The 22,599-nt window shown below is 68.5% G+C and carries 21 protein-coding genes; 9 read left to right on the forward strand and 12 right to left on the reverse strand.

Going from position 1 to position 22,599, the window contains the following annotated elements:
• Window positions 1-8: 8 nt before the first annotated feature.
• The 4 genes from hutU to ACWEIJ_RS00805 all read right to left on the reverse strand — a co-directional run bounded on the left by hutU (window position 9) and on the right by ACWEIJ_RS00805 (window position 4,666).
• Window positions 9-1,655, reverse strand: a complete 1,647-nt coding sequence (gene hutU, locus ACWEIJ_RS00790) for a urocanate hydratase (RefSeq protein ID WP_449835127.1) — start codon at window positions 1,653-1,655, stop codon at window positions 9-11.
• Window positions 1,652-3,157 carry a histidine ammonia-lyase gene (gene hutH, locus ACWEIJ_RS00795; protein ID WP_449835128.1) on the reverse strand — a complete coding sequence of 502 codons (1,506 nt, stop codon included), beginning with the start codon at window positions 3,155-3,157 and terminating at the stop codon, window positions 1,652-1,654. The genes hutU and hutH overlap by 4 nt, the downstream gene beginning before the upstream one ends.
• Before the next feature lie 73 nt (window positions 3,158-3,230).
• Complete coding sequence (locus ACWEIJ_RS00800; RefSeq protein ID WP_449835129.1) at window positions 3,231-4,142, reverse strand: hypothetical protein; 912 nt, start codon at window positions 4,140-4,142, stop codon at window positions 3,231-3,233.
• Complete coding sequence (locus ACWEIJ_RS00805; protein ID WP_045312154.1) at window positions 4,139-4,666, reverse strand: SigE family RNA polymerase sigma factor; 528 nt, start codon at window positions 4,664-4,666, stop codon at window positions 4,139-4,141. Before ACWEIJ_RS00805 ends, ACWEIJ_RS00800 begins: the two co-directional genes overlap by 4 nt.
• A gap of 113 nt (window positions 4,667-4,779) precedes the next feature.
• Between ACWEIJ_RS00805 and ACWEIJ_RS00810 the strand changes: the two genes are divergently transcribed.
• From ACWEIJ_RS00810 to ACWEIJ_RS00830, 5 genes are read left to right on the forward strand one after another with little or no spacing between them, the layout of a single operon-like run.
• A complete protein-coding gene (locus ACWEIJ_RS00810) occupies window positions 4,780-5,568 on the forward strand; it encodes an IclR family transcriptional regulator (protein WP_449835130.1) in 789 nt (262 codons plus the stop codon).
• A gap of 33 nt (window positions 5,569-5,601) precedes the next feature.
• Window positions 5,602-6,021: a MarR family winged helix-turn-helix transcriptional regulator gene (locus ACWEIJ_RS00815; RefSeq protein ID WP_449835131.1), complete on the forward strand. Its 420-nt coding sequence runs from the start codon at window positions 5,602-5,604 to the stop codon at window positions 6,019-6,021.
• A gap of 13 nt (window positions 6,022-6,034) precedes the next feature.
• A complete protein-coding gene (locus ACWEIJ_RS00820) occupies window positions 6,035-6,868 on the forward strand; it encodes a haloalkane dehalogenase (protein ID WP_449835132.1) in 834 nt (277 codons plus the stop codon).
• A 5-nt stretch (window positions 6,869-6,873) separates the two neighbouring features.
• The gene (locus ACWEIJ_RS00825) at window positions 6,874-7,824 is read left to right on the forward strand and encodes a GNAT family N-acetyltransferase (RefSeq protein WP_449835133.1); all 951 of its coding nucleotides are present in this window, start codon (window positions 6,874-6,876) and stop codon (window positions 7,822-7,824) included.
• 5 nt (window positions 7,825-7,829) lie between these two features.
• Window positions 7,830-8,801 (forward strand): GNAT family N-acetyltransferase, encoded by a 972-nt coding sequence (locus ACWEIJ_RS00830; RefSeq protein WP_449835134.1) that lies wholly within the window; start codon window positions 7,830-7,832, stop codon window positions 8,799-8,801.
• 50 nt (window positions 8,802-8,851) lie between these two features.
• Here ACWEIJ_RS00830 and ACWEIJ_RS00835 read toward each other — a convergent pair whose 3' ends face one another.
• Genes ACWEIJ_RS00835 through ACWEIJ_RS00850 form a run of 4 tightly spaced genes read right to left on the reverse strand, consistent with a single transcriptional unit; the run spans window position 8,852 to window position 12,132 of the window.
• Window positions 8,852-9,748, reverse strand: a complete 897-nt coding sequence (locus tag ACWEIJ_RS00835; RefSeq protein ID WP_449835135.1) for a glycine betaine ABC transporter substrate-binding protein — start codon at window positions 9,746-9,748, stop codon at window positions 8,852-8,854.
• Window positions 9,745-10,410 carry an ABC transporter permease gene (locus ACWEIJ_RS00840; protein WP_449835136.1) on the reverse strand — a complete coding sequence of 222 codons (666 nt, stop codon included), beginning with the start codon at window positions 10,408-10,410 and terminating at the stop codon, window positions 9,745-9,747. The genes ACWEIJ_RS00835 and ACWEIJ_RS00840 overlap by 4 nt, the downstream gene beginning before the upstream one ends.
• Window positions 10,411-10,414: 4 nt before the next feature.
• The gene (locus ACWEIJ_RS00845) at window positions 10,415-11,053 is read right to left on the reverse strand and encodes an ABC transporter permease (protein WP_449835137.1); all 639 of its coding nucleotides are present in this window, start codon (window positions 11,051-11,053) and stop codon (window positions 10,415-10,417) included.
• A complete protein-coding gene (locus ACWEIJ_RS00850) occupies window positions 11,050-12,132 on the reverse strand; it encodes an ABC transporter ATP-binding protein (protein ID WP_449835138.1) in 1,083 nt (360 codons plus the stop codon). Before ACWEIJ_RS00850 ends, ACWEIJ_RS00845 begins: the two co-directional genes overlap by 4 nt.
• A gap of 133 nt (window positions 12,133-12,265) precedes the next feature.
• Between ACWEIJ_RS00850 and ACWEIJ_RS00855 the strand changes: the two genes are divergently transcribed.
• Complete coding sequence (locus ACWEIJ_RS00855) at window positions 12,266-13,816, forward strand: bis-aminopropyl spermidine synthase family protein (RefSeq protein ID WP_449835139.1); 1,551 nt, start codon at window positions 12,266-12,268, stop codon at window positions 13,814-13,816.
• Here ACWEIJ_RS00855 and ACWEIJ_RS00860 read toward each other — a convergent pair.
• Window positions 13,778-16,942 carry an EAL domain-containing protein gene (locus tag ACWEIJ_RS00860; RefSeq protein ID WP_449835140.1) on the reverse strand — a complete coding sequence of 1,055 codons (3,165 nt, stop codon included), beginning with the start codon at window positions 16,940-16,942 and terminating at the stop codon, window positions 13,778-13,780. The two genes, ACWEIJ_RS00855 and ACWEIJ_RS00860, sit on opposite strands and share 39 nt — an antisense overlap.
• Window positions 16,943-17,167: 225 nt before the next feature.
• Window positions 17,168-18,364: an NAD(P)-dependent malic enzyme gene (locus tag ACWEIJ_RS00865; protein WP_449835141.1), complete on the reverse strand. Its 1,197-nt coding sequence runs from the start codon at window positions 18,362-18,364 to the stop codon at window positions 17,168-17,170.
• Between the two features lie 333 nt (window positions 18,365-18,697).
• Here ACWEIJ_RS00865 and ACWEIJ_RS00870 point away from each other — a divergent pair, with 333 nt between their 5' ends.
• Window positions 18,698-19,297, forward strand: coding sequence for a dTDP-4-dehydrorhamnose 3,5-epimerase family protein (locus tag ACWEIJ_RS00870; protein ID WP_449835142.1), 600 nt, complete (start codon window positions 18,698-18,700; stop codon window positions 19,295-19,297).
• Here ACWEIJ_RS00870 and ACWEIJ_RS00875 read toward each other — a convergent pair.
• The gene (locus tag ACWEIJ_RS00875) at window positions 19,287-19,589 is read right to left on the reverse strand and encodes a S24 family peptidase (RefSeq protein WP_449835143.1); all 303 of its coding nucleotides are present in this window, start codon (window positions 19,587-19,589) and stop codon (window positions 19,287-19,289) included. The two genes, ACWEIJ_RS00870 and ACWEIJ_RS00875, sit on opposite strands and share 11 nt — an antisense overlap.
• A 73-nt stretch (window positions 19,590-19,662) precedes the next feature.
• Here ACWEIJ_RS00875 and sodN point away from each other — a divergent pair, with 73 nt between their 5' ends.
• Window positions 19,663-20,070 (forward strand): superoxide dismutase, Ni, encoded by a 408-nt coding sequence (sodN, locus tag ACWEIJ_RS00880; protein ID WP_449835144.1) that lies wholly within the window; start codon window positions 19,663-19,665, stop codon window positions 20,068-20,070.
• Window positions 20,071-20,397: 327 nt separating this feature from the next.
• Here the strand turns inward: sodN and ACWEIJ_RS00885 are convergent, their stop codons facing one another.
• Window positions 20,398-20,508: a hypothetical protein gene (locus ACWEIJ_RS00885; protein ID WP_449835720.1), complete on the reverse strand. Its 111-nt coding sequence runs from the start codon at window positions 20,506-20,508 to the stop codon at window positions 20,398-20,400.
• Window positions 20,509-21,171: 663 nt separating this feature from the next.
• Here ACWEIJ_RS00885 and ACWEIJ_RS00890 point away from each other — a divergent pair.
• On the forward strand, window positions 21,172-22,341 hold the full coding sequence (locus tag ACWEIJ_RS00890; protein ID WP_449835145.1) for a Fic family protein: 1,170 nt from the start codon (window positions 21,172-21,174) through the stop codon (window positions 22,339-22,341).
• Window positions 22,342-22,599 lie beyond the last annotated feature (258 nt).

Raw genomic sequence — 22,599 nt, forward strand, 5'->3', positions numbered from 1 at the left:
GACAATTTTCAGCCCTCCATCGGGATGCGCACGCCCTTGGCGGAAGCCACCGACTTGGCCTCGTCGTACCCCGCGTCCACGTGCCGGATGACGCCCATGCCGGGGTCGTTGGTCAGCACGCGCTCGATCTTCTGCGCGGCCAGCTCGGTGCCGTCCGCGACGGTCACCTGACCGGCGTGGATCGACCGCCCGATGCCGACGCCGCCGCCGTGGTGGATCGACACCCAGGTCGCCCCCGAGGCCGTGTTGACCAGGGCGTTGAGCAGCGGCCAGTCGGCGATCGCGTCGGAGCCGTCGGCCATGGCCTCGGTCTCGCGGTACGGCGAGGCCACCGAACCGCAGTCCAGGTGGTCGCGGCCGATCACGATCGGCGCGGACAGCTCGCCGGACGCCACCATCTCGTTGAACTTGAGGCCGGCCAGGTGCCGTTCGCCGTAACCGAGCCAGCAGATGCGGGCGGGCAGGCCCTGGAACTCGACGCGCTCACCCGCCATCTTGATCCACCGGGCGAGCTGCTCGTTCTCCGGGAAGAGCTCCAGGATCGCCTGGTCGGTCTTGGCGATGTCGGCCGGGTCACCGGACAGCGCGGCCCAGCGGAACGGGCCCTTGCCCTCGCAGAACAGCGGCCGGATGTACGCGGGCACGAAGCCGGGGAACGCGAACGCCCGGTCGTAGCCGCCGAGCTGGGCCTCGCCGCGGATCGAGTTGCCGTAGTCGAACACCTCGGCGCCGCGGTCCATGAACCCGACCATGGCCTCGACGTGCGCGGCCATCGAGGCCCGCGCCCGGTCGGTGAACTCCTCCGGCTTCGCGGCGGCGTAGGACGCCCAGTCCTCCAGAGCCACCCCGACCGGCAGGTACGCCAACGGGTCGTGCGCGGACGTCTGGTCCGTCACGATGTCGACCGCGACCTCGCGCCGCAGCAGCTCGGGCAGGATCTCGGCCGCGTTGCCCACGACACCGACGGAGACGGCCTCACCGGCGGCCTTCGCGGCCAGGCAGCGTTCGACCGCCGCGTCCAGGTCGGCGGCGATCTCGTCCAGGTAGCGGGTCTCCAGACGGCGCTGGGCGCGGTGCGGGTCGACCTCGATGCACAGCGCGACACCCTCGTTCATCGTCACGGCGAGCGGCTGCGCGCCACCCATGCCGCCGAGGCCCGCCGTGACCGTCAGAGTTCCGCGCAACGAACCGCCGAACCGCTTGTTGGCGACTGCGGCGAACGTCTCGTACGTGCCCTGCAGGATGCCCTGGGTGCCGATGTAGATCCACGAACCGGCGGTCATCTGCCCGTACATCGTGAGGCCCTCGGCCTCCAGGCGGCGGAACTCCGGCCAGTTCGCCCAGTCGGGCACCAGGTTGGAGTTCGCGATCAGCACCCGCGGCGCCCACTCGTGCGTGCGCATGACGCCCACCGGACGTCCGGACTGCACCAGCAGCGTCTCGTCGGCCTCCAGCGAGGCCAGCTCGCGGGAGATCGCGTGGAACGACGGCCAGTCGCGCGCGGCCTTGCCCGTGCCGCCGTAGACGACCAGGTCCTCGGGGCGCTCGGCGACGTCGGGGTCGAGGTTGTTGTGGAACATCCGCAGCGCGGCCTCGGTCGACCACTGCTTGGCGGTCAGCGACGTACCTCGATCAGCACGAACGGTGGTCATCACAGAGCTCCACTTCGAATCAGGGCCTCGGCGGCAGCGATCTCGGGTGCGAGGTGGCGGTCGGGACCGGGTCCCTGCACCGTCTCGCGCAGCTTCGCCACGGCGGCGGCCGTCGCGGGGGCGGGCTTGAGGGGCGCGCGCAGGTCCAGCGCACGCGCGGCGGTCAGCAGCTCGATCGCCAGCACGGTGGTCAGACCGTCGACGGCCTTGCGCAGCTTGCGGGCGGCGGACCAGCCCATCGACACGTGGTCCTCCTGCATGGCGGAGGACGGGATCGAGTCGACGGACGCGGGCACCGCGAGGCGCTTGAGCTCGGACACGATCGCCGCCTGGGTGTACTGGGCGATCATGTGACCGGAGTCGACGCCGGGGTCGTCGGCGAGGAACGGCGGCAGCCCGTGCGAGCGCGACACGTCGAGCATGCGGTCGGTGCGGCGCTCGGCGATGGAGGCCACGTCCGCGAGCGGGATGGCCAGGAAGTCGAGCACGTAGGCGACGGGTGCGCCGTGGAAGTTGCCGTTCGACTCGACCCGGCCGTCGGCCAGCACCACGGGGTTGTCGATCACCGACGACAGCTCGCGGTCGGCCACCGTCGCCGCGTACGCCACGGTGTCGCGCGCCGCGCCGTGCACCTGCGGGGAGCAGCGCAGCGAGTACGCGTCCTGCACGCGGGTGCAGTCGGGGCCGCGGTGCGAGGCGACGATCTCGGAGCCGCGCAGGAACGCGAGCATCCGCGCGGCACTGACGTTCTGGCCGGGGTGCGGGCGCAACGCGTGCAGCTCCGGCTCGAACACCCGGTCGGTGCCGAGCAGCGCCTCGACGCTCATCGCGGCGGTGAGGTCGGCGATGTCGAGCAGCCTGGTGAGGTCGGCGATCGCGAGCGACAGCATGCCGAGCATGCCGTCAGTGCCGTTGATCAGCGCGAGGCCTTCCTTCTCGGCCAGCTGCACCGGTTCGATGCCGGCTTCCGCGAGCGCCTCGGCCGCGGGGACGAGCTCGCCCCGAGCGTTGCGGACCATGCCCTCGCCCATCAGCGCCAGGGCGCTCGCCGAGAGCGGCGCGAGGTCGCCGGAGCAGCCCAGCGAGCCGAACTCGTGCACCACCGGGGTGATGCCGGCGTTCAGCACGCCCGCCATCGCGTCCACAGTGGACAGCCGGACGCCGGTGTGGCCGGTTGCGAGGGTGCGCAACCGCAGCAGCATCAGCGCACGCACGACCTCCCGTTCGACCTCGGGACCGGAACCGGCGGCGTGCGAGCGGATCAGCGACCGCTGCAGCTGGGCACGGCGGTCCGGCGGGATGTGCCGGACGGCGAGCGCGCCGAACCCGGTCGAGACGCCGTAGGTGGGGCGTTCGGCCGTGGCGAGCTGTTCGATGTGGCCGCGGGCGGTGGTGACCGCCTCACGGGCCGCCTCGGTGATCGTCACCGGGGCGCCGTCGCGGGCGACGGCATGAACGTCCTCGAGGGTCAGCGGCTTCGGACCCAGCTCCACCGGTTGTCGCATGCAGACATCACAGCGCTCCGGGGCCGACTCAGCGACCCCGGAGCGCGGATGCGTGTCTGGAATGCCAGACGGTCTACCTGCCGAGCCAGCTCGTGTCGGGAGACGGCACGAGCTCGACCTTGTCGATGGTCGAGACCAGCTCGGCGACCGGCGCGCCGCCGGTCGCGCTGATCCAGACGTCCCCGTCCTGCACCGCGACGGTGTCGTCCACGACGAAGCCCTGCTTGCCGCGAACGGTGACCGGCGTCCGCGTGCCGTCGGCCTGCGGGGCCCGCGGTGACACCTTCACCCGAACGGGCTGCAGGTTGACCTGCGCGAACCAGTCCGCGGGCCCGTTGCCGCCCATCTCGGACGCCTGCTTGCCGTTCACCCGGAACACCGGCTGGTACACGGCCTTCGCGTCGGCCCGCACGGAATCGGCGACGCGCAACGCCGTCTCCCGCAGGTCGGCCACGGCGTTCACGGTGACGACCAGCGTCTCCTGCGCCTTCCACTCGACGGTGGCGGCCTGGCCGACCAGCTGCAGACGACCCTTCAGGCCGCGGACCGTCACGTCCTCCCACCCGGCGGTGTCGAGCTGGAGGGAACCGCCGGCGACCGAGATCGACGGGCCGCTGCCGCGAACGATGTTCTCCGCGGCGCCCGCGGGCACCCACGTGCGCACGACCTGACCGTTCTCCACGCTGCGGTGGCCCTCGACGAAACCGTCCGGCAGCCAGTGCGGCGCGTACTTGAGCGCGTTGCCGCTGTTCGGCACGAGCGCGGCGGCCGCGTCGTTGCCACTCGGCGGCGCGTACCGGTCGCTGGCGATGACGCCGGCGAAGATCAGCGCGCTGACGGCGGCGACCCCGACGGCGGCGATCATGAACACGTTGCGGTGCCTCTTGCGCTTGCGGCGCAGGGCGTTGAGCGTCGGCCCCGGATGCGGGGTGCGTTCGGCCAGCTTGCCGAGCGCCTCCGTGATGAGCTGTTCGGTGTCGTTCACGACAGGCCCTCCCCGAGCCGCAACCCGACACCAGCGGGTTCCGGCGTGTGGTCCAGGCGGAGTGTGGCCAGCGCACGTGAGATGTGGCTGCGCACGGTTCCCTCGGCACAACCGAGCATCTGTGCGATCTCCGAGTCCTCGTAGTTCTCGTAGTAGCGGAGCACGATCGCGGCCCGCTGTTTGCGGGGCAGCTTGGCGATCCGCTGCAACATGGCTTCCCGCTCGTCGTAGTGGTGCGTGGTGTCACCGACGGGCGGTGTGACGGACTCCAGCGTCGTCATGCAGAGGGCCACGTCCTTGGCGGCCCTGCGGCGGCGCCACGAGAGGTACTCGTTGGTCACCATGCGCTTGACGTAGGCGTGAGGGAGGTCGACTGAACCGATGCGATCCCACTTCTGCTGCGCACGCAGCAGCACTTCCTGGACCACGTCCTGGGCCAGGTGCGGGTCACACGTGAGCACGGTGGCGTAGCGCAGCAACGGGGTCACCTGTTCTGCCACGAAGTCATCGAAACTCGGTGTCAATCCCGACCCCCTTCAAAACCGTCACGCCACTCCAACGCACCTGTGGCCTGTTCTGTTGAGTGTGCACTGATGGACGAACGGCGTGGGCTGCATCACATGGGAAAATCACCGTCGTGGGCAGCAGCAGTGACGTTCCCGCACTGCGACGCGGACTCGCGGTGCTGCGGTTGCTGGCGGGCAGACCCGGCCCGGTCTCCGCGGCATCGGTGGCGCGCGAGCTGAATCTGCCCAGGTCAACGACCTACCACCTGCTGTCGGAACTGACCGAGGCCGGCTTCGCGACGCACTTCCCCGAGGAGAAGCGGTACGGCCTGGGCGTCGCGTCCTTCGAGCTCGGCTCCGCCTACCTGCGGCACGACCCGCTGGAACGGCTGGCCCGCCCGTTGCTGCGCAAGCTCGCCGACCGGATGGAGAAGGTCGCGCAGCTGGGCGTGCTGCACGGGGCCGAGGCGCTCTATCTGGTGCGTGAGCAGCCACGGCAGCCGCAGACGATCGTGTCCGACGTCGGCGTGCGGCTGCCCGCCCACCTCACGGCCTCGGGGCGCGCGATGCTGGCGCACGTACCTCCGGCGCAGGTCAGGGCCTTGTTCCCGTCCGTGGCGTCGTTCGTCGACCGGACCGGGCGGGGCCCGCACAACCTGCCGGCGCTGCGCCGGTTGCTGACCACCGAGCGGCGTCAGGGCTGGGCGGTCGAGGACGGTTTCGTGACCGTGGGCTTCGCGTCCGTCGCGGCACCGGTGTTCGACCACGGCGAGCGCCCGATCGCGGCCATCACGCTGACGTTCCGGCACGTCTGCGACACGCCGTGCGGCCAGACGTGGCCGGACCTCGCCAAGGAGGTGCGCAAGGCGGCCGAGGAGCTGACGGCTCGAATCGGCGGTCACGCAGCACCAAATCAGTAGCCATGTACATAGTAGCCATGTACTGTATCTGCCATGAGCAGTGCAGAAGCGACGCCTGGGCACCTCGTGTGGCGTCTGGCGATGAAGTGGCGCACGGCCGTTGACCGCGCGTTGGACCCCCTCGGGCTGACGCACGCGCAGTACGTCGTGCTGTCGTCGTTGCTCGGCCTGGACCGCCCGTCACAACGCGAGCTGGCGGACCACACGGGCCTCGAACCGCTGTACGTCTCGAAGCTGGCGCGCGCGCTCGAATCCTCGGGGCTGATCGAGCGCGCACGCGACAAGGTCGACACACGGACCGTGCGGCTGGCACTGACCCCACAAGGCCGTTCGGTGGTCGAGCCCGCCGTGGCTCTTGTCAGCGCGTTGCTGGACCGGTTGCTGGCGCCCCTCGGCGACCCTGCTGATTTCTCCCGCGAGCTGACCGCACTGCTCGCCGTTCCCCTCGACTGACGGAGTTCCCGCCATGCCCGTTGTTCCCGTCCTCGACTCGACCATGCACTACGAGCGGTCCGGCTCCGCGCCGATCGTGTTCCTGCACGGCAACCCCAGCTCGTCGCACGCCTGGCGGCACGTGCTGCCCGAGCTGGGAGGTCTGGCGCCGGACCTGATCGGCATGGGCCGCTCGGGCAAGCCGGACATCGCCTACTCGTTCGCCGACCACGCCCGCTACCTCGACGCGTGGTTCGACGCCCTCGGCCTGGACCGCGTGGTGCTCGTGGGCCACGACTGGGGCGGCGCGCTGGCGTTCGACTGGGCCGCCCGCCACCCCTCGCGTGTCGCGGGTGTGGCCTTCTTCGAGACGATCGTGAAGCCGATGACCGGCTCCGAGCTGCCGCTGCCCGCCCAGGAACGGCTGCGCAGGTTCCGCGTGGCATCGGCGCTGGACGACGACGCGTTCGTGCGGCAGGCGTACACCGGTGGTGTTCTGTCGCCCGTCTCGGACGAGGACCTGGCGGCCTATCTGGCGCCGTTCGCTGATGTGGTGGGCCGACGGCCGGTGCTCGCGTGGGCCAAGCAGATGCCGTTCGACGGCTCACCGGCCGAGCTCATCCCGCGCATCGAGGCCTACGACGCGTGGCTTGGTTCGTCTTCAGACGTGCCGAAGCTGCTGCTGACGTTCGAGGGTTCGCCGACGTTGCTGATCGGACCTGCGCTGCAGGCCTGGTGCGAGGAGAACATCGCCGCGCTGGACGTGGTCGCTGTCGGCGAGGCCGGGCACCACGCGACGGAGGATCGGCCGAAGGAGATCGCGGCCGAGATCGCCGCTTGGACGGAACGCCACCGCCTGCTTGCATAGCGTGCATGGGGGTAACAGTCGAGGAGCTCGATTTCGCGCAGGCATCGGAAGACGACAGGCGCGGCCTGTTCGACGTCCGGGCAGCCTGGACCGCGGTGCCAGTGGTGCCGTACGACGCCTTCGCCGCCGCTTGCTCGGCACGCGACGAGCTCGGCTTCGGGCCTTCACGGTTCGCGGTGGCACGGGAGGCAGGCCAGATCGTCGGCTACGCCAGGGCGAAGGTCTCGGAGGCGGAGCAGAACGCAGACCTCGGCCTGATCATCGTCGTGGTACGACCGGAACATCGCCGCCAGGGCATCGGCACGGCGTTGCTCCGCGCGGTGCCCTCCTTGCTGAACGGGCGAACGATCGTCGAGTCATGGGGCCTCACCAAAGGCGATGAGGGCGAGCGGTTCGCCACCGCCCGCGGGTTCCGGATCGTCACCTCCATGACGACTCAACGGCTGGCGCTCGCCGCGCTGCCAGAGGTCGCCGAGCTGCCATCCGGATATGAACTGGCCACGTGGAGAGGCACGGTGCCAGAGGAGTTCGTCGAGGCGTACGTCAAGGGGCTCAACGCGGTCGCGGACGCGCCGTTCGGTGAAACTGCCCTCGACCACGCGTTCAACACGGTCGAAAGCGTGCGGCAGGACACGGCTGACCGGTGGGTCGTTCTCCTGCTGCACGAAGGCGAAGCCGCCGGTGTCACGGTGGTCGAGCTGGACCCTGCGGTGCCGGCCGTGGCGACGCAGCTGCACACGGCCGTGCTGCCGGCGCATCGCGGCAAGGGACTGGGCCGGCTGATCAAGGCACGGATGCTGCACAACCTGACCGGCGTCGAAGAGATCTATACGCGCACGAGCAGCGAGAACGAGCACATGCTCCGCGTGAACCACTCGCTCGGCTACACGGACATCGACACGTACGTCGCCGTACAAGCGCAAGTCGCTGACCTGCGGCACCGCCTGGTTTCATAGGGCGCATGGGGGAAATCGACGTCGAGGAACTCGACCTCGCCAGTGCGGCCGAAGCCGACCAGCGCGCGCTCTTCGACCTTCAGATGGCCTGGTGGACGGCCGCCATGCCACCACGTCAGCTACCCGACTTCAGCGGGTGGGTGCGCCGTCATCTGATGCCCGACGGCAGCTGGGGTCGCCCGCGGTTCGCGGTCGCGCGGGAGAACGGCCACATCGTCGGATATGCGCACAGATTCGTGTCGGAAGCCGACAGCACGCACCTGGTCGCGGGCAACATCATCGTGGGCGAGCGGTGGCGGGGCCGGGGCATCGGCACCGCGTTGCTCCGGCACTCCCTCCGCCTGGCGAACCGCGACACGGCCACGGCCTCGTGGATTCCCGCGGACAGCGAGGGCGCGCGATGGGCCGCCCGCCGAGGTTTCACCGTGGTCAGCTCGCTCACCTTGCAGGATCTCGTCCTCGCGGACCCGCTTCCCGAGGTCGGTGAGGTTCCGTCCGGGTACCACCTGGCGCAGTGGACGGGACGGGCTCCGGAGTCGCTGCTCGACGCCTACGTCGACGCGCTCAACACGTGGGCCGACCAGCCCATGGGCGACAGCACGATCGAGCTGGCCACGTTCACGCGGGAACGGGTGCGGCAGGAAGAGGACCAGCTGTTGGCCGGCGGTGTCGACGTGCATGTCGTCCTCGCGCTGCACGGCACCGAGGCCTCCGCGGTGACGGTGATGCATCGCAGCCTCGCGCGGCCTTCCGTTGGCCTCCAACAGCACACCGGCGTGCTCTCCGCCCATCGCGGCAAGGGCCTGGGCCGACTGATCAAGGCACGGATGCTGCACGACCTGACCGGTATCGAGATCATCGAGACCAAGACGAACAGCACGAACGAGCACATGCGGCGGATCAATCACTCGCTCGGCTTCACCGACCGGCTCACCACCGTCACCCTGAGCGCCCGCGTCACCGATCTGTTGCGGTGAAACGAGAACGGGGCGGACACCCGAAGGTGCCCGCCCCCTTTCCGGTGACGTCAGATGCCCGCGGAGGCGAGCCATTCCTTGGCGACCTTCTCGGGCTCCGGCTTGTCCGGGGACGCGAGCTTCTGGTTGAGGTCCAGCAGCACCTTCGTGTCGAGCTTCTTCGAGATGGCGTTGAGGGTGTCGCGGACCTGCTGCGACGCCTTCTTCTCGTTGATGAGCGGCAACACGTTCTGCGCGGCGAAGACGTTCTTCGGGTCTTCCAGCACCACGAACTCGTTGGCCTTGATGGCGGCGTCCGTCGTGAAGAGGTCGGCCGCCTGCACGGCGTTGTCCTTAAGGCCGGCCACGGTCACCGGGCCGCCGACGTCGAGTGCCTTGAACTGCTTGAACTCGCAGTTGTACTTCGCCTTCAGGCCGGGCAGGCCGTCGGGGCGGTTCTGGAACTCCGGCGGGCCGCCGAAGACGAGGTCCTTGCAGTACGGCGAGAGGTCCTCGATCGTCTTGAGGCTGTACTGCGCGGCGATCTGCTTGGTGACGACGACCGCGTCCTTGTCCTCAGCGGCGGACTTCTCCAGCACGGTGAGGCCCTGCGGCAGCGACTTCTTCAGGGCCGTGTAGACCTCGTCGGGGCCGACCTCGGTCGCCTCCTTGTTGACGTACTTGAGAAGCACGCCGGTGTACTCGGGGATCAGGTCGATCGAGCCGTCCTGCACGCCCTTGAAGTACAGCTCGCGGTTGCCGATGTTCAGCTTCTTGGAGACCTTGATGCCCTTGGCCGCCAACGCTTGCGCGTAGATCTCGGCGAGCACGGTCGACTCCGGGAAGTTGGCGGAACCCACCACGATGGTGTCCGTCGGGGCCGGGTTGTTGCTGCCTCCCGACAGCGGGTCACCGCCGCACGCCGACAGAAGCATCACGGCAGCGACAGCCGTGGCAATGCGCTTCATCTCTTTCCTCCGGTTCCCACTGGACGCAGCCCTGGCGAGACCGTCAGCCGTTGCAGGCCGGCGAACCCCAGGTCGACGAGAACGGCGAGCAGTGCCACGAGCACCGCGCCGGCGAGCATCTGTCCGAACTCCTGCAGGGCGAGGCCGTCGAAGACGAGCCTGCCGAGACCACCGGCGCCGGTGTAGGCGGCGATGGTGGCGGTCGCGACCACTTGCAGTGCGGCGCCGCGGAAACCGCCGTAGATCAACGGAAGCGCGTTCGGGATCTCCACGTTCAGCAGCACGCCCGACTCGCGCATGCCGACGCCCCGTGCCGCGTCGACCGCCACCGGGTCGACGGCGCGGATGCCCGCGTAGGTGCCGGCCATGATCGGCGGGATCGCCAGCAGCACCAGGGCGACGTACACCGGGAAGTCGCCGAGGCCCGCCCACAGCACGACGAGGATCAGCACGGCCGTCGTCGGCAACGCCCGCAGCGCGTTGGAGAGTCCGACGACGACGAAGCCGCCCTTGCCGGTGTGGCCGACGAACGCGCCGAGCGGGATCGCGATCACCGCGGCGATCAGCAACGTCACCAGCGTGTAGCCGAGGTGTTCCAGCAGCCGCACCGGAATTCCGGTCGGACCGGACCAGTGCGCGGGGTCGAAGAGCCAGCCGCCCATCAGCTCACCTCCCCGCCCTCGCCCACGGCGTGAGCACTCGTCCGAGCAGCAACAGCAGACCGTCCGCGAGCACCGCCAGCACGACCGTCCCGATGAGACCCGCGAAGACCTTCGCGGAGTTGTCGGTCTGGTAGCCCTCGGTGAAGAGCTGGCCGTAGCCGCCGAGGCCGACGAGCGCGCCGACGCTCACCATGCTGATGTTCGACACGGCCGCGACCCGCAGGCCCGCGATCGTGACGGGCAACGCCAGCGGGAAGTCGACCGTCAGGAACCGGCGCAACGGCCGGTAGCCCATCGCGTTCGCGGCGGCGGTCACGTGGCCCGGCACCGACGACAGCGCGTCGGAGACCGAGCGGACCATCAGCGCGATCGTGTAGATCGTCAGCGGCACGATGACGTTGATCTCGTCGAGGATCTTCACGCCGATCAGCACCGGGGTGATCACGATCAGCGCGATGGACGGGATCGTGAACAGGATGTTGGCCAGCGGGAAGAGGATCGCGCGGGCCGTGGCGGACCGGCTCGCGAGCCAGCCGAGCGGGATCGACAGCACGAACCCGACCAGCACCGGCACCGCGGAGAGCCGGAGGTGCACCTCGGTGACTTCCCAGAACCTGGCCCAGTTCTCGAAAATCCAGGTCACTTCGGGACCTCACCCGCCGCGCGGGCCTTCGCGAGCGCCTTGATCACGTCGTCGGCCTGCACGACGCCGATCACCGCGCCGTTCTCGTCGACCGCCACGCCGAGCGCGGACGGCGAGCTGAGCGCGGCGTCGAGCGCGCCGCGCAACGTGCTGCCGTCGTAGAGCGAGCCGCCGGAGATGAGGTCCTGCTCGCGCACCTCGACCTCACCGTCCACACCGGACAGCCAGCCCCTCGGCCGGTCCTGGTCGTCGACGACGAGCGTCCAGTCGTCGACCACGACGCGCTCGCCGAGCTTGGCCGTGGCGACGGGACGCACGGGCACGTCGGCGTGCAGGAACGTGAGCGTGCGGTAGCCGCGGTCCCTGCCGACGAACGAGGCCACGAAGTCGTTGGCCGGCGCGGCCAGCAGCTCGGTCGGCCGCGCGTACTGGGCGAGGTGGCCACCCGTCTGGAACACGGCGACGCGCTCGCCGAGCTTGAGCGCCTCGTCGATGTCGTGCGTGACGAAGACGATCGTCTTGTCGAGTTCCGCTTGCAGGCGAAGGAGTTCGTTCTGCAGGTCCTCGCGCACGACCGGGTCGACGGCGCTGAACGGCTCGTCCATCAGCAGCACCGGCGGGTCGGCGGCCAACGCGCGCGCGACGCCCACGCGTTGCTGCTGACCACCGCTGAGCTGCGCCGGGTAGCGCTTGCCGAACGCGGGGTCGAGGCCGACGATCTCCAGCAGCTCCGCCGCGCGCGTGCGGGCCTTGCGTCTGTCCCAACCGGACAGCAGCGGCACGGTGGCGACGTTGTCCAGGACGGTGCGGTGCGGGAAGAGCCCCGCCTGCTGGATCACGTAGCCGATGCCGCGCCGCAACGTCGGCGGATCCACGCTGAGGACGTCCTTGCCGTCCACCAGGATCGTGCCGGACGTGGGGTCGATCATGCGGTTGACCATGCGCAGCGACGTCGTCTTGCCGCAGCCGGAAGGACCGACGAACACCGTGATGGTGCCCGCCTCGACCGCGAGGTCGAGCTCGTCGACAGCGATGGTCCCGTCCTCGAACCGCTTGGTGACGGCCCGGAACTCGATCACCCTTCGGATCCCTCCGGTCGTGACGGCCTCCCCGATTCGGGCCGCCCTGGATGTAGATCTGAAAGACCTTAACTCGTTCGGCGTACCCCGGCACAGCGTTCCACCATCTGACAGGCCGTATGGTCTACCGCTTGTGACGATCGACCAGGTTCGGCAGTTGGTGGCGGAGCGCGGCGTGCACGCCCGCAAGCTCCGCGAGGTGTTGTCCCTGCTCAGCGAGGACTGGCACCCGCTGGCCGAGCTCGTGCGCCTGCCCGCGGTCCCCCGCCGCACGGTCCAGGACCTGCTCAAGGCGCTCGGCGACGACATGGAATCTTCAGACGATCGTTACCGCATCGCACCCGGCAAGGTGGCCGCCTACCGGGACGCCTTCGGCATCTCGGGTGTTCGCGACCACACCGACGTGCTGCGGCAGATCCTCGTCGACATCGCCGACGTCCCACCGCCGTTGTCCTCGTTGGACCACGTGCAGGCCACCGCGGAGACGGCGCTGAACCGCGCGGTGTGGCTGGACTCGACGTACGACCTCGCGGGCAAGCGTCTGCTGTGTCTCGGCGACCACGACCTGACGTCACTCGCCGTCGCCGCCGTGAACCCGAACGTGTCGATCACGGTCGTGGATCTGGACGAACGGCTGCTGGAGTTCATCGACTCACGTGCCGCCGCAAGGGACCTGGACATCCGGACGTTGCACTGCGACATGCGTTTCGGGCTGCCCACGTCGGTTCTGGAGTCCTTCGACCTCGTCTTCAGCGACCCGCCCTACACGCCGGAGGGCATGGGGCTCTTCGCCGGACGGGCGGTCGAGGCCCTCGGCGACATCGCCGACGGGCGGGTGCTGCTGGCCTACGGCTTCTCCGACCGCACGCCCGCGCTGGGGCTGAAGGTCCAGCAGGAGCTGCAGAAGCTCGGGCTGGTGTTCGAGGCGATCCTGCCCGCGTTCCACCGGTTCGACGGCGCCCAGGCCATCGGGTCGGCCGCCGATCTGTACGTCTGCCGCCCCACGGGCCGGCGCGCGGTGTCCGGTGGCACGCGGATCTACACGCACGGCGCGCAGTCCGTGGAGTCGTCCGGGCCGTCGCGGGAAGCGCTTGCCGCGCTGTCGGAACTGGCGCCGCGCCCGGAGTCCTCGCCACCGCCGAAGCCGCGCGCGGCCGGTTGGGCGGAGCCCGTCGGCAAGGGCGCCGCGTCACTGGCGGTCGACCTGTCGGCGGACCCTGGACCGTGGTTGCTGCGCACCCTGCTGGCGTCGAGCCCGGCCCGGCTGGCGTGCCTGGTGCCGAACAACCATCCGGCCGTGTCGTCGGAGGCGGGGCAGAAGGAGCTGCAGGAGCTGGTGCACACCCGGTTCAAGCTGAAGTTCCTGCGCAACAACCCGGACGGCAAGACCACGATCGTCGTCGCCGACCAGGTGCTGACCGGAACGCTGTCGCTGGGCGACCGCACGGTCCGCGAGGTCCTCATGAAGGCGCACGGCAAGCTGCGCAACGTGTGGCGCGAGGCGTTGATCACGGCGTCGCAGGGCGTGCTGACCAAGAAGCAGGCAGCGGAGATCGTCGACAACGCCGCGGTCTCGTCCGAGGACCTCGAACTGCGGTTGATCGACCTGCCGAAGCACCGGATCGCGGCGCTGCTGCCGGAGATCTCAGCCAGCGCGCGGTATGTGGAGCGGCCCGAGGGCTAGCACGGCGCGGAACTCCTTGGGCGGCACCGGACGCGAGAACAACCAGCCCTGGTACGCGTCCACGCCGACCCCGCGCAGCACGTGGAACTGCGTGGCCGTCTCGACACCCTCGGCCACGCACTTGCGCCCCATCGCCCGCGCCATGTCCACGACCGCACGCGCGACGGCGAAGTCCGAGGAGTCGTTGCCCACGCCGGAGACGAACCGCCGGTCCACCTTGATGATCTGCGCCGGCAGGTCCTTCAGGCGCGCCAGCGACGAGTAGCCGGTGCCGAAGTCGTCCACGGCGAACTGCACGCCGCGCTGCACCAGCTCGTCCATCGACTGCCGCACCCGTGACGGCAGGTCGACCAACGCCGTCTCGACCAGCTCCAGGACCACGCGGTCCCACGGCACGCCGGACTCGAGGATCGCGGTCGACACGATGTCGACGAACTCGGGATCGCCCGGCACCAGACCGGCCAGGTTCACCGCCACCGACACCGGACGACCGTCGGGCGCGGGCCAGGTGGCGGCCTCGCGCAACGCGGTCCGCAGCACCCAGCGGTCGAGCTCGCGCATCAGATCGCCCTGTTCGGCGACGGGCAGGAACACGTCCGGCGGCAGCAGCCCGCGGTCCGGGTGCGGCCAGCGCACCAGTGCCTCGGCGGTCAGCACGGCGCCGTCGACGCCCACGACCGGCTGGAAGTGCAACGCCAGTCCGTCGTGCTGCAACGCGTCCCGCAGCTGGCCTTCGAGGTGCACCTGGCGGTCCGCGGAGGCGATCAACGCGGCGGAGGCCAGCGACACCCGCCCCGCACCGTTGCGCTTCGCCTCGAACATGGCGGCGTCGGCGAACCGCAGGAGGTCCGCTCCGTTGGCCCGGGAACCGTTGGGCACGGCCGCGCCGATCGAGGCCGAGACCCGGACCAGCTGCCCGTGCACCGGAACGGCGGTCCGCAGCAACGAGGCGACCCGCGTGGCCAGCGCGTCGACACCGCCGACCGCGTCGATGTCCTCGCAGATGATCACGTACTCGTCGCCGGACAACCGCGCGGCCGTGCAGCCGTCGGGAAGGCCGCCTTCGAGCCGGCGCGCCAGCGCCACCAGCAGCTCGTCGCCCGCGTCGTGGCCCAGGGAGTCGTTGACGCGCTTGAAGTTGTCGATGTCGCAGAAGAACACGGCGACCTTGGACCGGCCGGGACCGTCCAGCAGCTTGCCGAGCATCTCCTTGACCAGCGCGCGGTTCGGCAGGCCGGTCAGCTCGTCGTGCGTCGCCTGGTGCCGCAACGCCTCGGCGGTCCGGCGGCGTTCGGTGATGTCGAGGAACACGATGAGCCAGAAGCGGCGGCCGTCGTCCTGCACGGACAACGCGATGTGCAGCTCGCAGTAGACCTTCTCGCCGTCGGGACGCACGAGGATGCGCTGCGGGATCTTCTGCGTGCGTTCGGCGGCCCACTGCAGGCCGGGCGAGGTGTCCTCGGGATGGGTGAGCTGCTCGGCGGTCATGCCGCGCAGCTGCTCCAGTTCCATGCCCAGCAGGTCGCACAACGCGTCGTTGGCGTCGACCAGGCGCTCGGCCTCGTCGAACAGGCCGATGCCGACCGGCGTCACGGAGACCAGGTCGGTGAAGCGCTGCGAGGAACGCTTCATGCGGGCCTCGGCCGCGCGCTGCTCGGTGACGTCCTGCGCGGTGCCGACGGCCAGCTGCGCGCCCTGCGGATCGCGGACGATCATGCCGTGGCAGCGGAAGATCCGGGTCGTGCCGTCGCCGCGGACCACCCGGTGCTCGCACTGCACGGCGACCTCGTCCACGGCGAGCTGGCGCCACAGGTCGTCGACCCAGCCGCGGTCCTCGGGGTGCACGAGGTCGAGGTAGTACTGGTAGCTGCCGACGACGTCCGCCGGAATGCCGTAGAGCTCGCGCAGCATGTCCGACCACACGACCTCGCCGGTGGCGGGGTTCCACTCCCACATGCCGAGGCGAGCGGCCTGCTGCGCGTCCGCCAGTCTTCGGCGGTCCTCACGCATCTGGCGTTCGAGCTCGCGGGCCTCGGTGACGTCCTGGATCGTGCCGTGGTAGCGCTCGATGCGGCCGGACGAGTCGATCTCCGCCCTGGCCCGGCACATGTAGACGCGCTCGCCCATCTCACTGCGGACCTCGACCTCGACGGGCTCGTCGTCCTGGGCGTGCAGCAACTGGTGCCGCAGGTTCTTGACGAGCTCCTTGTCGGCCGGGTGGACACCGCTGAGCAGGTCGTCGTCGGGTGTCATGCCGAGCTCGGCGTACATCTCCATCAGCACTTCACTGCGGTGCACGGCCCGTGTGCCCGTCTCGTACGCCCAGCTGCCGATGCGGGCGATGCGCTGCGCCTCCAGCAGCCGCCGGCGTTCCTGCGCGAGCTCGATGGCCGCGCGCTTGGACTCGGTGATGTCGCGGATGTACCCGGTGATCTTGTCCAGCTGGCCGGCGTCGGTCAGCCGCGCCTCGGCGACACCGCGGATCCACCGCAGCTGGCCGTCCGGGCGCACGATCCGGTACTCGATGTCGATGGGGTCGCCGGTGATCTCACGGCCCTGCCAGTACGACTCGACCATGGCGTAGTCGTCCGGGTGCACGACGTCCAGCACGGCCTGCGCGCCGGGGACGACCGTGCCGCGTTCGACGCCGAGAAGTTCGTAGTGGGTGTCCGACCAGATGGTCAGACCGGTCTCCGGGTCGTACTCCCACGAGCCCAGCTCCGCGACCCGCTGGACCTTGCGCAACCGGCGCTGCTCGTCGCGCAGCGCGTCCGCCGCGGCGGACAGGTCGGAGACGTCGATCAGCAGCACGGCCTGCAGACCCGTGCCGGGAACGGCGTGCCTGGCCACGCGCACCGGAAGTTCGGTGCCGTCGCCGCGCAGCAGCCTCAGGTCGGACTGGTCGCCGAGCAGCAGCTCACCGAGCGGGTGCCCGACGAGGTCGTCGGCGCCCTGCACGGCCGCGAGCTCCACGGCGGCGGGGTTCGCCTGCATGACGACACCCTTGACGTCGACGAGCAACGACGGCGCGTCGGGCAGTGTCAGCCCGTCGAGCGTCATCGGAGGTTTCGCAGCCGTCCGTGCACGGCCGTTCACCACCGTCGCGCGTCCTACCCACTTGGGCACCGGCCCACCCTCTCCCGCATCCGCCGCCCGCGGCAATTCGGGTGGACACGACAACGGCACCCGAACGGCGGCAAACACGAACCCTCTCCTCGGGTGAACACCCGAGGAGAGGGACGGTAGCGCTTCAGAGCGTCATCGCCCACCCCTGCACGGGTTAACGAAAAGCCACGTTCGTGGTTCCGGTCCCCGTGCAGATGCGAAAAGGTGGCGAATTTCCGGGCCGGCTCAGGCCACGCCGTCAGCCCTCGCGGCGAGGGCGACTGCGGCCGCGACCTCGGGTCCGACCCGCGGATCCAGTGCGGACGGAACAATTCGATCTGGACCCAAATCATCTTTCGCAACGGCCAGAATGGCATCCGCGGCCGCGAGCTTCATGCCCTCGGTGATCCGCCGCGCACCCGCGTCGAGCGCACCCCGGAAAATTCCGGGGAACGCGAGCACGTTGTTGATCTGGTTCGGGAAGTCGCTGCGACCGGTCGCCACGATCGCGGCGTGCCGGGCCGCGACGTCCGGGTGCACCTCGGGATCCGGGTTGGACAAAGCGAACACGATCGAGTCGTTCGCCATGCTCGCGATCACGTCCTCGGACACCTTCGACGACGACACGCCGATGAAGACGTCCGCACCGCGCAGCGCCACGTCGATGCCACCGTCGAGGTTGCTGCCGTTGGTGACGGCCGCGATCTCCTCCTTGATCGGGTTGAGCCCGGCGCGACCGGTGCGGACGATGCCGCGCGAGTCGAGCAGCGTGACCTCACCGACGCCGGCCGCGAGGAGGATCTTGGCGATCGCGATGCCCGCGGCGCCCGCACCGGAGATGACCACCCGCTGGTCGCCGATGTTCTTGCCGAGCACCGTGTTCGCGCCGTTGAGCGCGGCGAGCGACACGACGGCCGTGCCGTGCTGGTCATCGTGCATGACCGGGCAGTCGAGCGCCTCGATCAGCTTCTGCTCCAGCTCGAAGCAGCGCGGCGCCGACACGTCCTCGAGGTTGACCGCGCCGAACGACGGGCGCAGCCGGACCAGGGTCTCGACGATCTCGTCCACGTCCGTCGTGTTCAGCACGAGCGGGATGGAGTCGAGGCCGCCGAACGTCTTGAACAGCGCGGACTTGCCCTCCATGACGGGCAGCGACGCGCTGGGACCGATGTCGCCGAGGCCGAGCACCGCGGTTCCGTCGCTCACGACGACGACCAGGCGGTGCGCCCAGGTGTACTTCGCGGCCAGGGAGGCGTCCTGGGCGATGGCCTTGCTCACTCGTGCGACACCGGGGGTGTACGCGATGGACAGCGCTTTCGGGTCAGCCAGCGAGGCGGTCGCGCCGACCTCGAGCTTCCCGCCCACGTGCGCGTTGAAGATCTCCTCGTCCGTCAGTTTCGTCGGATCGGAGTTCTCGGTACGGGCTTCGTTCACTGCTGTCACGGCGTCCCTCCTGCGGTGCGGGCGGCGTAGTAGCCCCAACTTGGGCTCATCACCAAACGGCGCACCGGCCCAGCGTTGTCACGCCGGGTACACGGGGCCTGGAAACTCGGTCGACGCCCTCCGACGAGTTGCGTCGGAGAACCGCCCGAGTGCTGCGGGTGACGGAAGTGTGGCAGGGTCGCGCTCGCCTGTCTGCGGCGGGGATCACACTTTTTCCGCAGGTCAGAGGGCATGTAGCAAGACGTCTGTCCGGTTTTCTGCACCGACCGGTCGGTTTATGCAGGCAGGAAGCACCCGATCGGTCAAGAAAAATCGACGCCTTAGAGTGACGGCATGCAGGCGAGTTCGCTGAAAATTGACGGCGCGTTCGAGTTCACCCCCCGGACATTTCCCGACGACCGCGGCGTGTTCGTCTCGCCGTACCAGGAAGCCGCCTTCACCGAGGCGGTCGGCCACCCTCTCCGGGTCGCCCAGACGAACCACAGCGTCTCGCGCGCGGGCACCATCCGAGGCATCCACTACGCGGACGTGCCGCCGTCCCAGGCGAAGTACATCTTCTGCCCGCGCGGCTCGTTCATCGACGTGATCGTCGACATCCGGGTCGGCTCCCCCACGTTCGGCCAGTGGGAGGCGGTGCTGGTGTCGTCGGAGAAGTCCAACGCCGTCTACGTGGCCGAGGGGCTGGGCCACGGAATGATCGCGCTGGAGGACGACACGGTCATGAACTACCTGTGCTCCACGGTCTACAACCCGTCCGGCGAGCACGGCCTGACCCCGCTCGACCCGGCGCTGGACCTGCCGTGGCCGCGCGAGCTCGAGTTCCTGCTCTCGGAGAAGGACACGAAGGCGCCGACCCTGGCCGAGGCCTACGAGGCGGGCGCCCTGCCGCGCTACGAGGACTGCCTGGCCCTGTACGCGTCGCTCAAAGCCTGATCCGTGGCCAAGGCCACAACCGGGCCCTGACGACTCCGAGCACCTCGGCGGGCCCGAGCTGCTCGGAGTCCGTGCTGGCGAACGGGTTGTCGCCCACCACGTGCCATCCGCCGTCCACTGGGTGGGAGGCGCGCTTCACCGACAACTGACCAGGTCGGCTGGCCCACCGGACGAGCACCACATCGTCGGGTTTGGCCTGCGCACCCCATCTGACCAGCACGATGTCGTCGTTGCGCAGGGCCGGCACCATGGACGGCCCTTTCACGAGCACGGTGGAGAGGCGCGGTCTCAACGATCACCCTTCGGTCAGCCGGAGTAGGGTCCTTCTTGTCGGAGCATCCACTGTTTTCACTCTGGGAGGAACGATGCGACTCGTGTCGCGCATTCTCCGCCCGCGCGTCGAGGCAACCGCGCACTGCGACCTGCCCTGCGGCGTCTACGACCCGGCACAGGCCCGCATCGAGGCCGAGTCGATCAAGGCGGTCCAGGAGAAGTACCAGGCGAACGAGGACCCGGAGTTCCGGGAGCGTGCCGTCCTGATCAAGGAGCAGCGCAGCGAGCTCGTCAAGCACCACCTGTGGGTGCTGTGGACGGACTACTTCAAGCCGCCGCACTTCGAGAAGTACCCCGAGCTGCACGACCTCTTCAACCGCGCCACCAAGGCCGCGGGTGCGTCGGGCACCAAGGGATCGATGGACCCCGCGTCGGGTCAGGCCCTGCTGGACCTGATCGCGCAGATCGACAAGATCTTCTGGGAGACCAAGCAGGGCTGAGTCCAGAGCCTTGTGAACGACGCTGACCTGCGAAACCTCTTTCGCAGGTCAGCGTCGTTTGTCGTCCTTGGGGTTGTTCGACGGCCCCCAGACGGCCCAGTTCATCCTAATTGGACAGTCTGCTTCCGTGTGAGTTCGCAGATTCAAAGCCGCACAGGTGGTCAGTCAATCTGCGGTCGAGCCCCCTTGGCGCCGCTGCCGAACGACCGCGGCGATCTCAAGAGCCGCCTGCTTTGGATCTTGGTGTTCCCATGCTCGAATGCCGTGCCAAGCTGCTTCGCGGAACCGCATGTCCGTGTCCCGGTCGCGATCGCGGTTGGCACTGACCTAGTCGGCCCAGAAGCCAGCGTTCGTCGCGGCCTGAGTGTGGCGTTCTGGGCATCCGTGCCAGAAGCAGCCGTCGAGGAAGACCGCAACCTTCGCGCGAGTGAAGGCCAGGTCCGCAGTTCACCGGATCCGCGGGAACGGTTTAGCAGCCACGCGGTAGCGGAGTCCGAGTGCGTGCACCGCAGATCGCAGCGCATCGCGATTCACAGACGCCCCACACTCGTCCTAATTGGACACGCCAGGGCGCAGCGTGGACGAACACGGCCGGCACCCTTGCCGGCATGCAGGATCCACAGATCCCTTCAAACCATGTGCGACACCGCCAGACACCGATGCCCACTGACGCGGACCGCCGGACGGTTTGACGAATGAACCGTCAATCCATCAACGTCGACAGATCGCTAGCAACCACAAACGCACCAAAGATCCCAGGAGAACCGGCGGCTCGCCTCGGTACCTAGACCACTGCACGTCAGGACGGTCGGACACAAGGTTGAGAGATGATCGGTTCATCTCTCAACGTTGACGAATGAACCGTCAATCCATCAACATTGCAAGCCCTGATGGACCCGCCTGCCAACAGCGGGTCAACCACTCGACCTCAAACGAGGTACTCCGACCCGGCTACGCGACGTGTCGACAGTGACACACTGCAACTAGGTCCAAGACGATCATCGCGCAACAAACTGAGCCAATGCTTGCCGGACGAGCGCGATCATGAACGAATCTTCCATCAAGCTTGACGAATGATCCGTCAATCCTCACACTGGCGGCATGCTCTTCCAACCGTCCCCCCTCGACGCTGACGACCACCGGGTCATCGGCGAGATTGACGACTTCCGACGACGCCTGCGTCACTACCTCAGCGAGCCTCGCCGCTGGAAGGGACAACTCCGCCGCAACCTCAAGGCTCGGGCCATCCGTGGCTCCAACAGCATTGAGGGATACGACGTGTCCCTTGATGACGCCGTAGCGATCCTGGAAGACGAAGAGCCACTGGACGCTGACCGTCTCACCTCACTCGAGATCATCGGGTACAGGAACGCTCTGACCTACATTCAGCAGCTCGCGCAAGACACGGAATTTAGTCTCGACCAGTCATTGGTGCGCAGTCTACACTTCATGATGCTCGGTCACGATCTTTCCAAAAGCCCGGGCCAGTACCGGAAGAAATCAATCTACGTCCACGACGAAGAGACCAACAAGATCGTCTACGAAGGCCCTGAGCCAGAGACTGTCTCCAGTTTGATGGCCGAGCTGATGAGCGACCTTTCAAAGGTTGGCGACTGCCCTGTTTATGTGCGCGCAGCTCTCGCTCACTTGAACCTGGTCATGATCCACCCGTTCCGCGATGGCAACGGACGTATGGCCCGGGCACTGCAAACACTGATCCTTGCACGCGAGAGGATCCTCGCCCCGGAGTTCAGCAGCATCGAAGAGTGGTTGGGTCGCAACACCAACGCCTACTACGAGGTACTCGCCGATGTAGGAGCAGGTTCCTGGCATCCTGAGCGCAGCACACGTCAGTGGATCAGGTTCAACCTCACGGCGCACCACATACAAGCGCAGACCGTGCTTCGACGTGTAACAGAAGCCAGTCAGATGTGGAGCGAACTTGACACACTGCTCGCAAAGAACAAGCTGCCCGAGCGCGCCGCATTTGCACTGTTCGACGCACTTATCGGAATTCGCGTGCGTCGGACCAGCTATGAGAAAAACGCCGAACTGGAGCCGGGAACGGCAGCCCGGGATCTCAGGATTCTGGTATCCAAAGGACTACTCGTACCCTTCGGTGAGACTAAGGCCCGCATCTACACGGCCAGCGATGAACTACGAAGGATCCGAAAGAGTGTAGCGGCGAGCAGGAAGGACGTCGTCAACCCTTACGGCCCAGCTGGGAAGACTAGCGAAACTCCTCGCAGGAGCGTTTCGACCGTCACGTAGGCATCGCCGCTACACCGCACCTTTCCTTGCCCTTACTGCACCATGCGAGAATGGGCGCCGGCATTAAGAGTGGCCGAAGGCCATCGCGCGGCAGCGCAACGCTCTTGATGCCTAAGAACATGTCACGCACTGCGGGCGTGATCGGCGGGTTCTTGGCCGCCTCAACGGCACCGACGGCCCTGAGACGGCCCGAGGGGCGGGCAAGACCGGTTAGGGCTGGCCAGCGTAGGTCGGTGGACAAATCGACAAGATGTTCTG

This window comes from Lentzea sp. NPDC004789 (assembly GCF_053601075.1).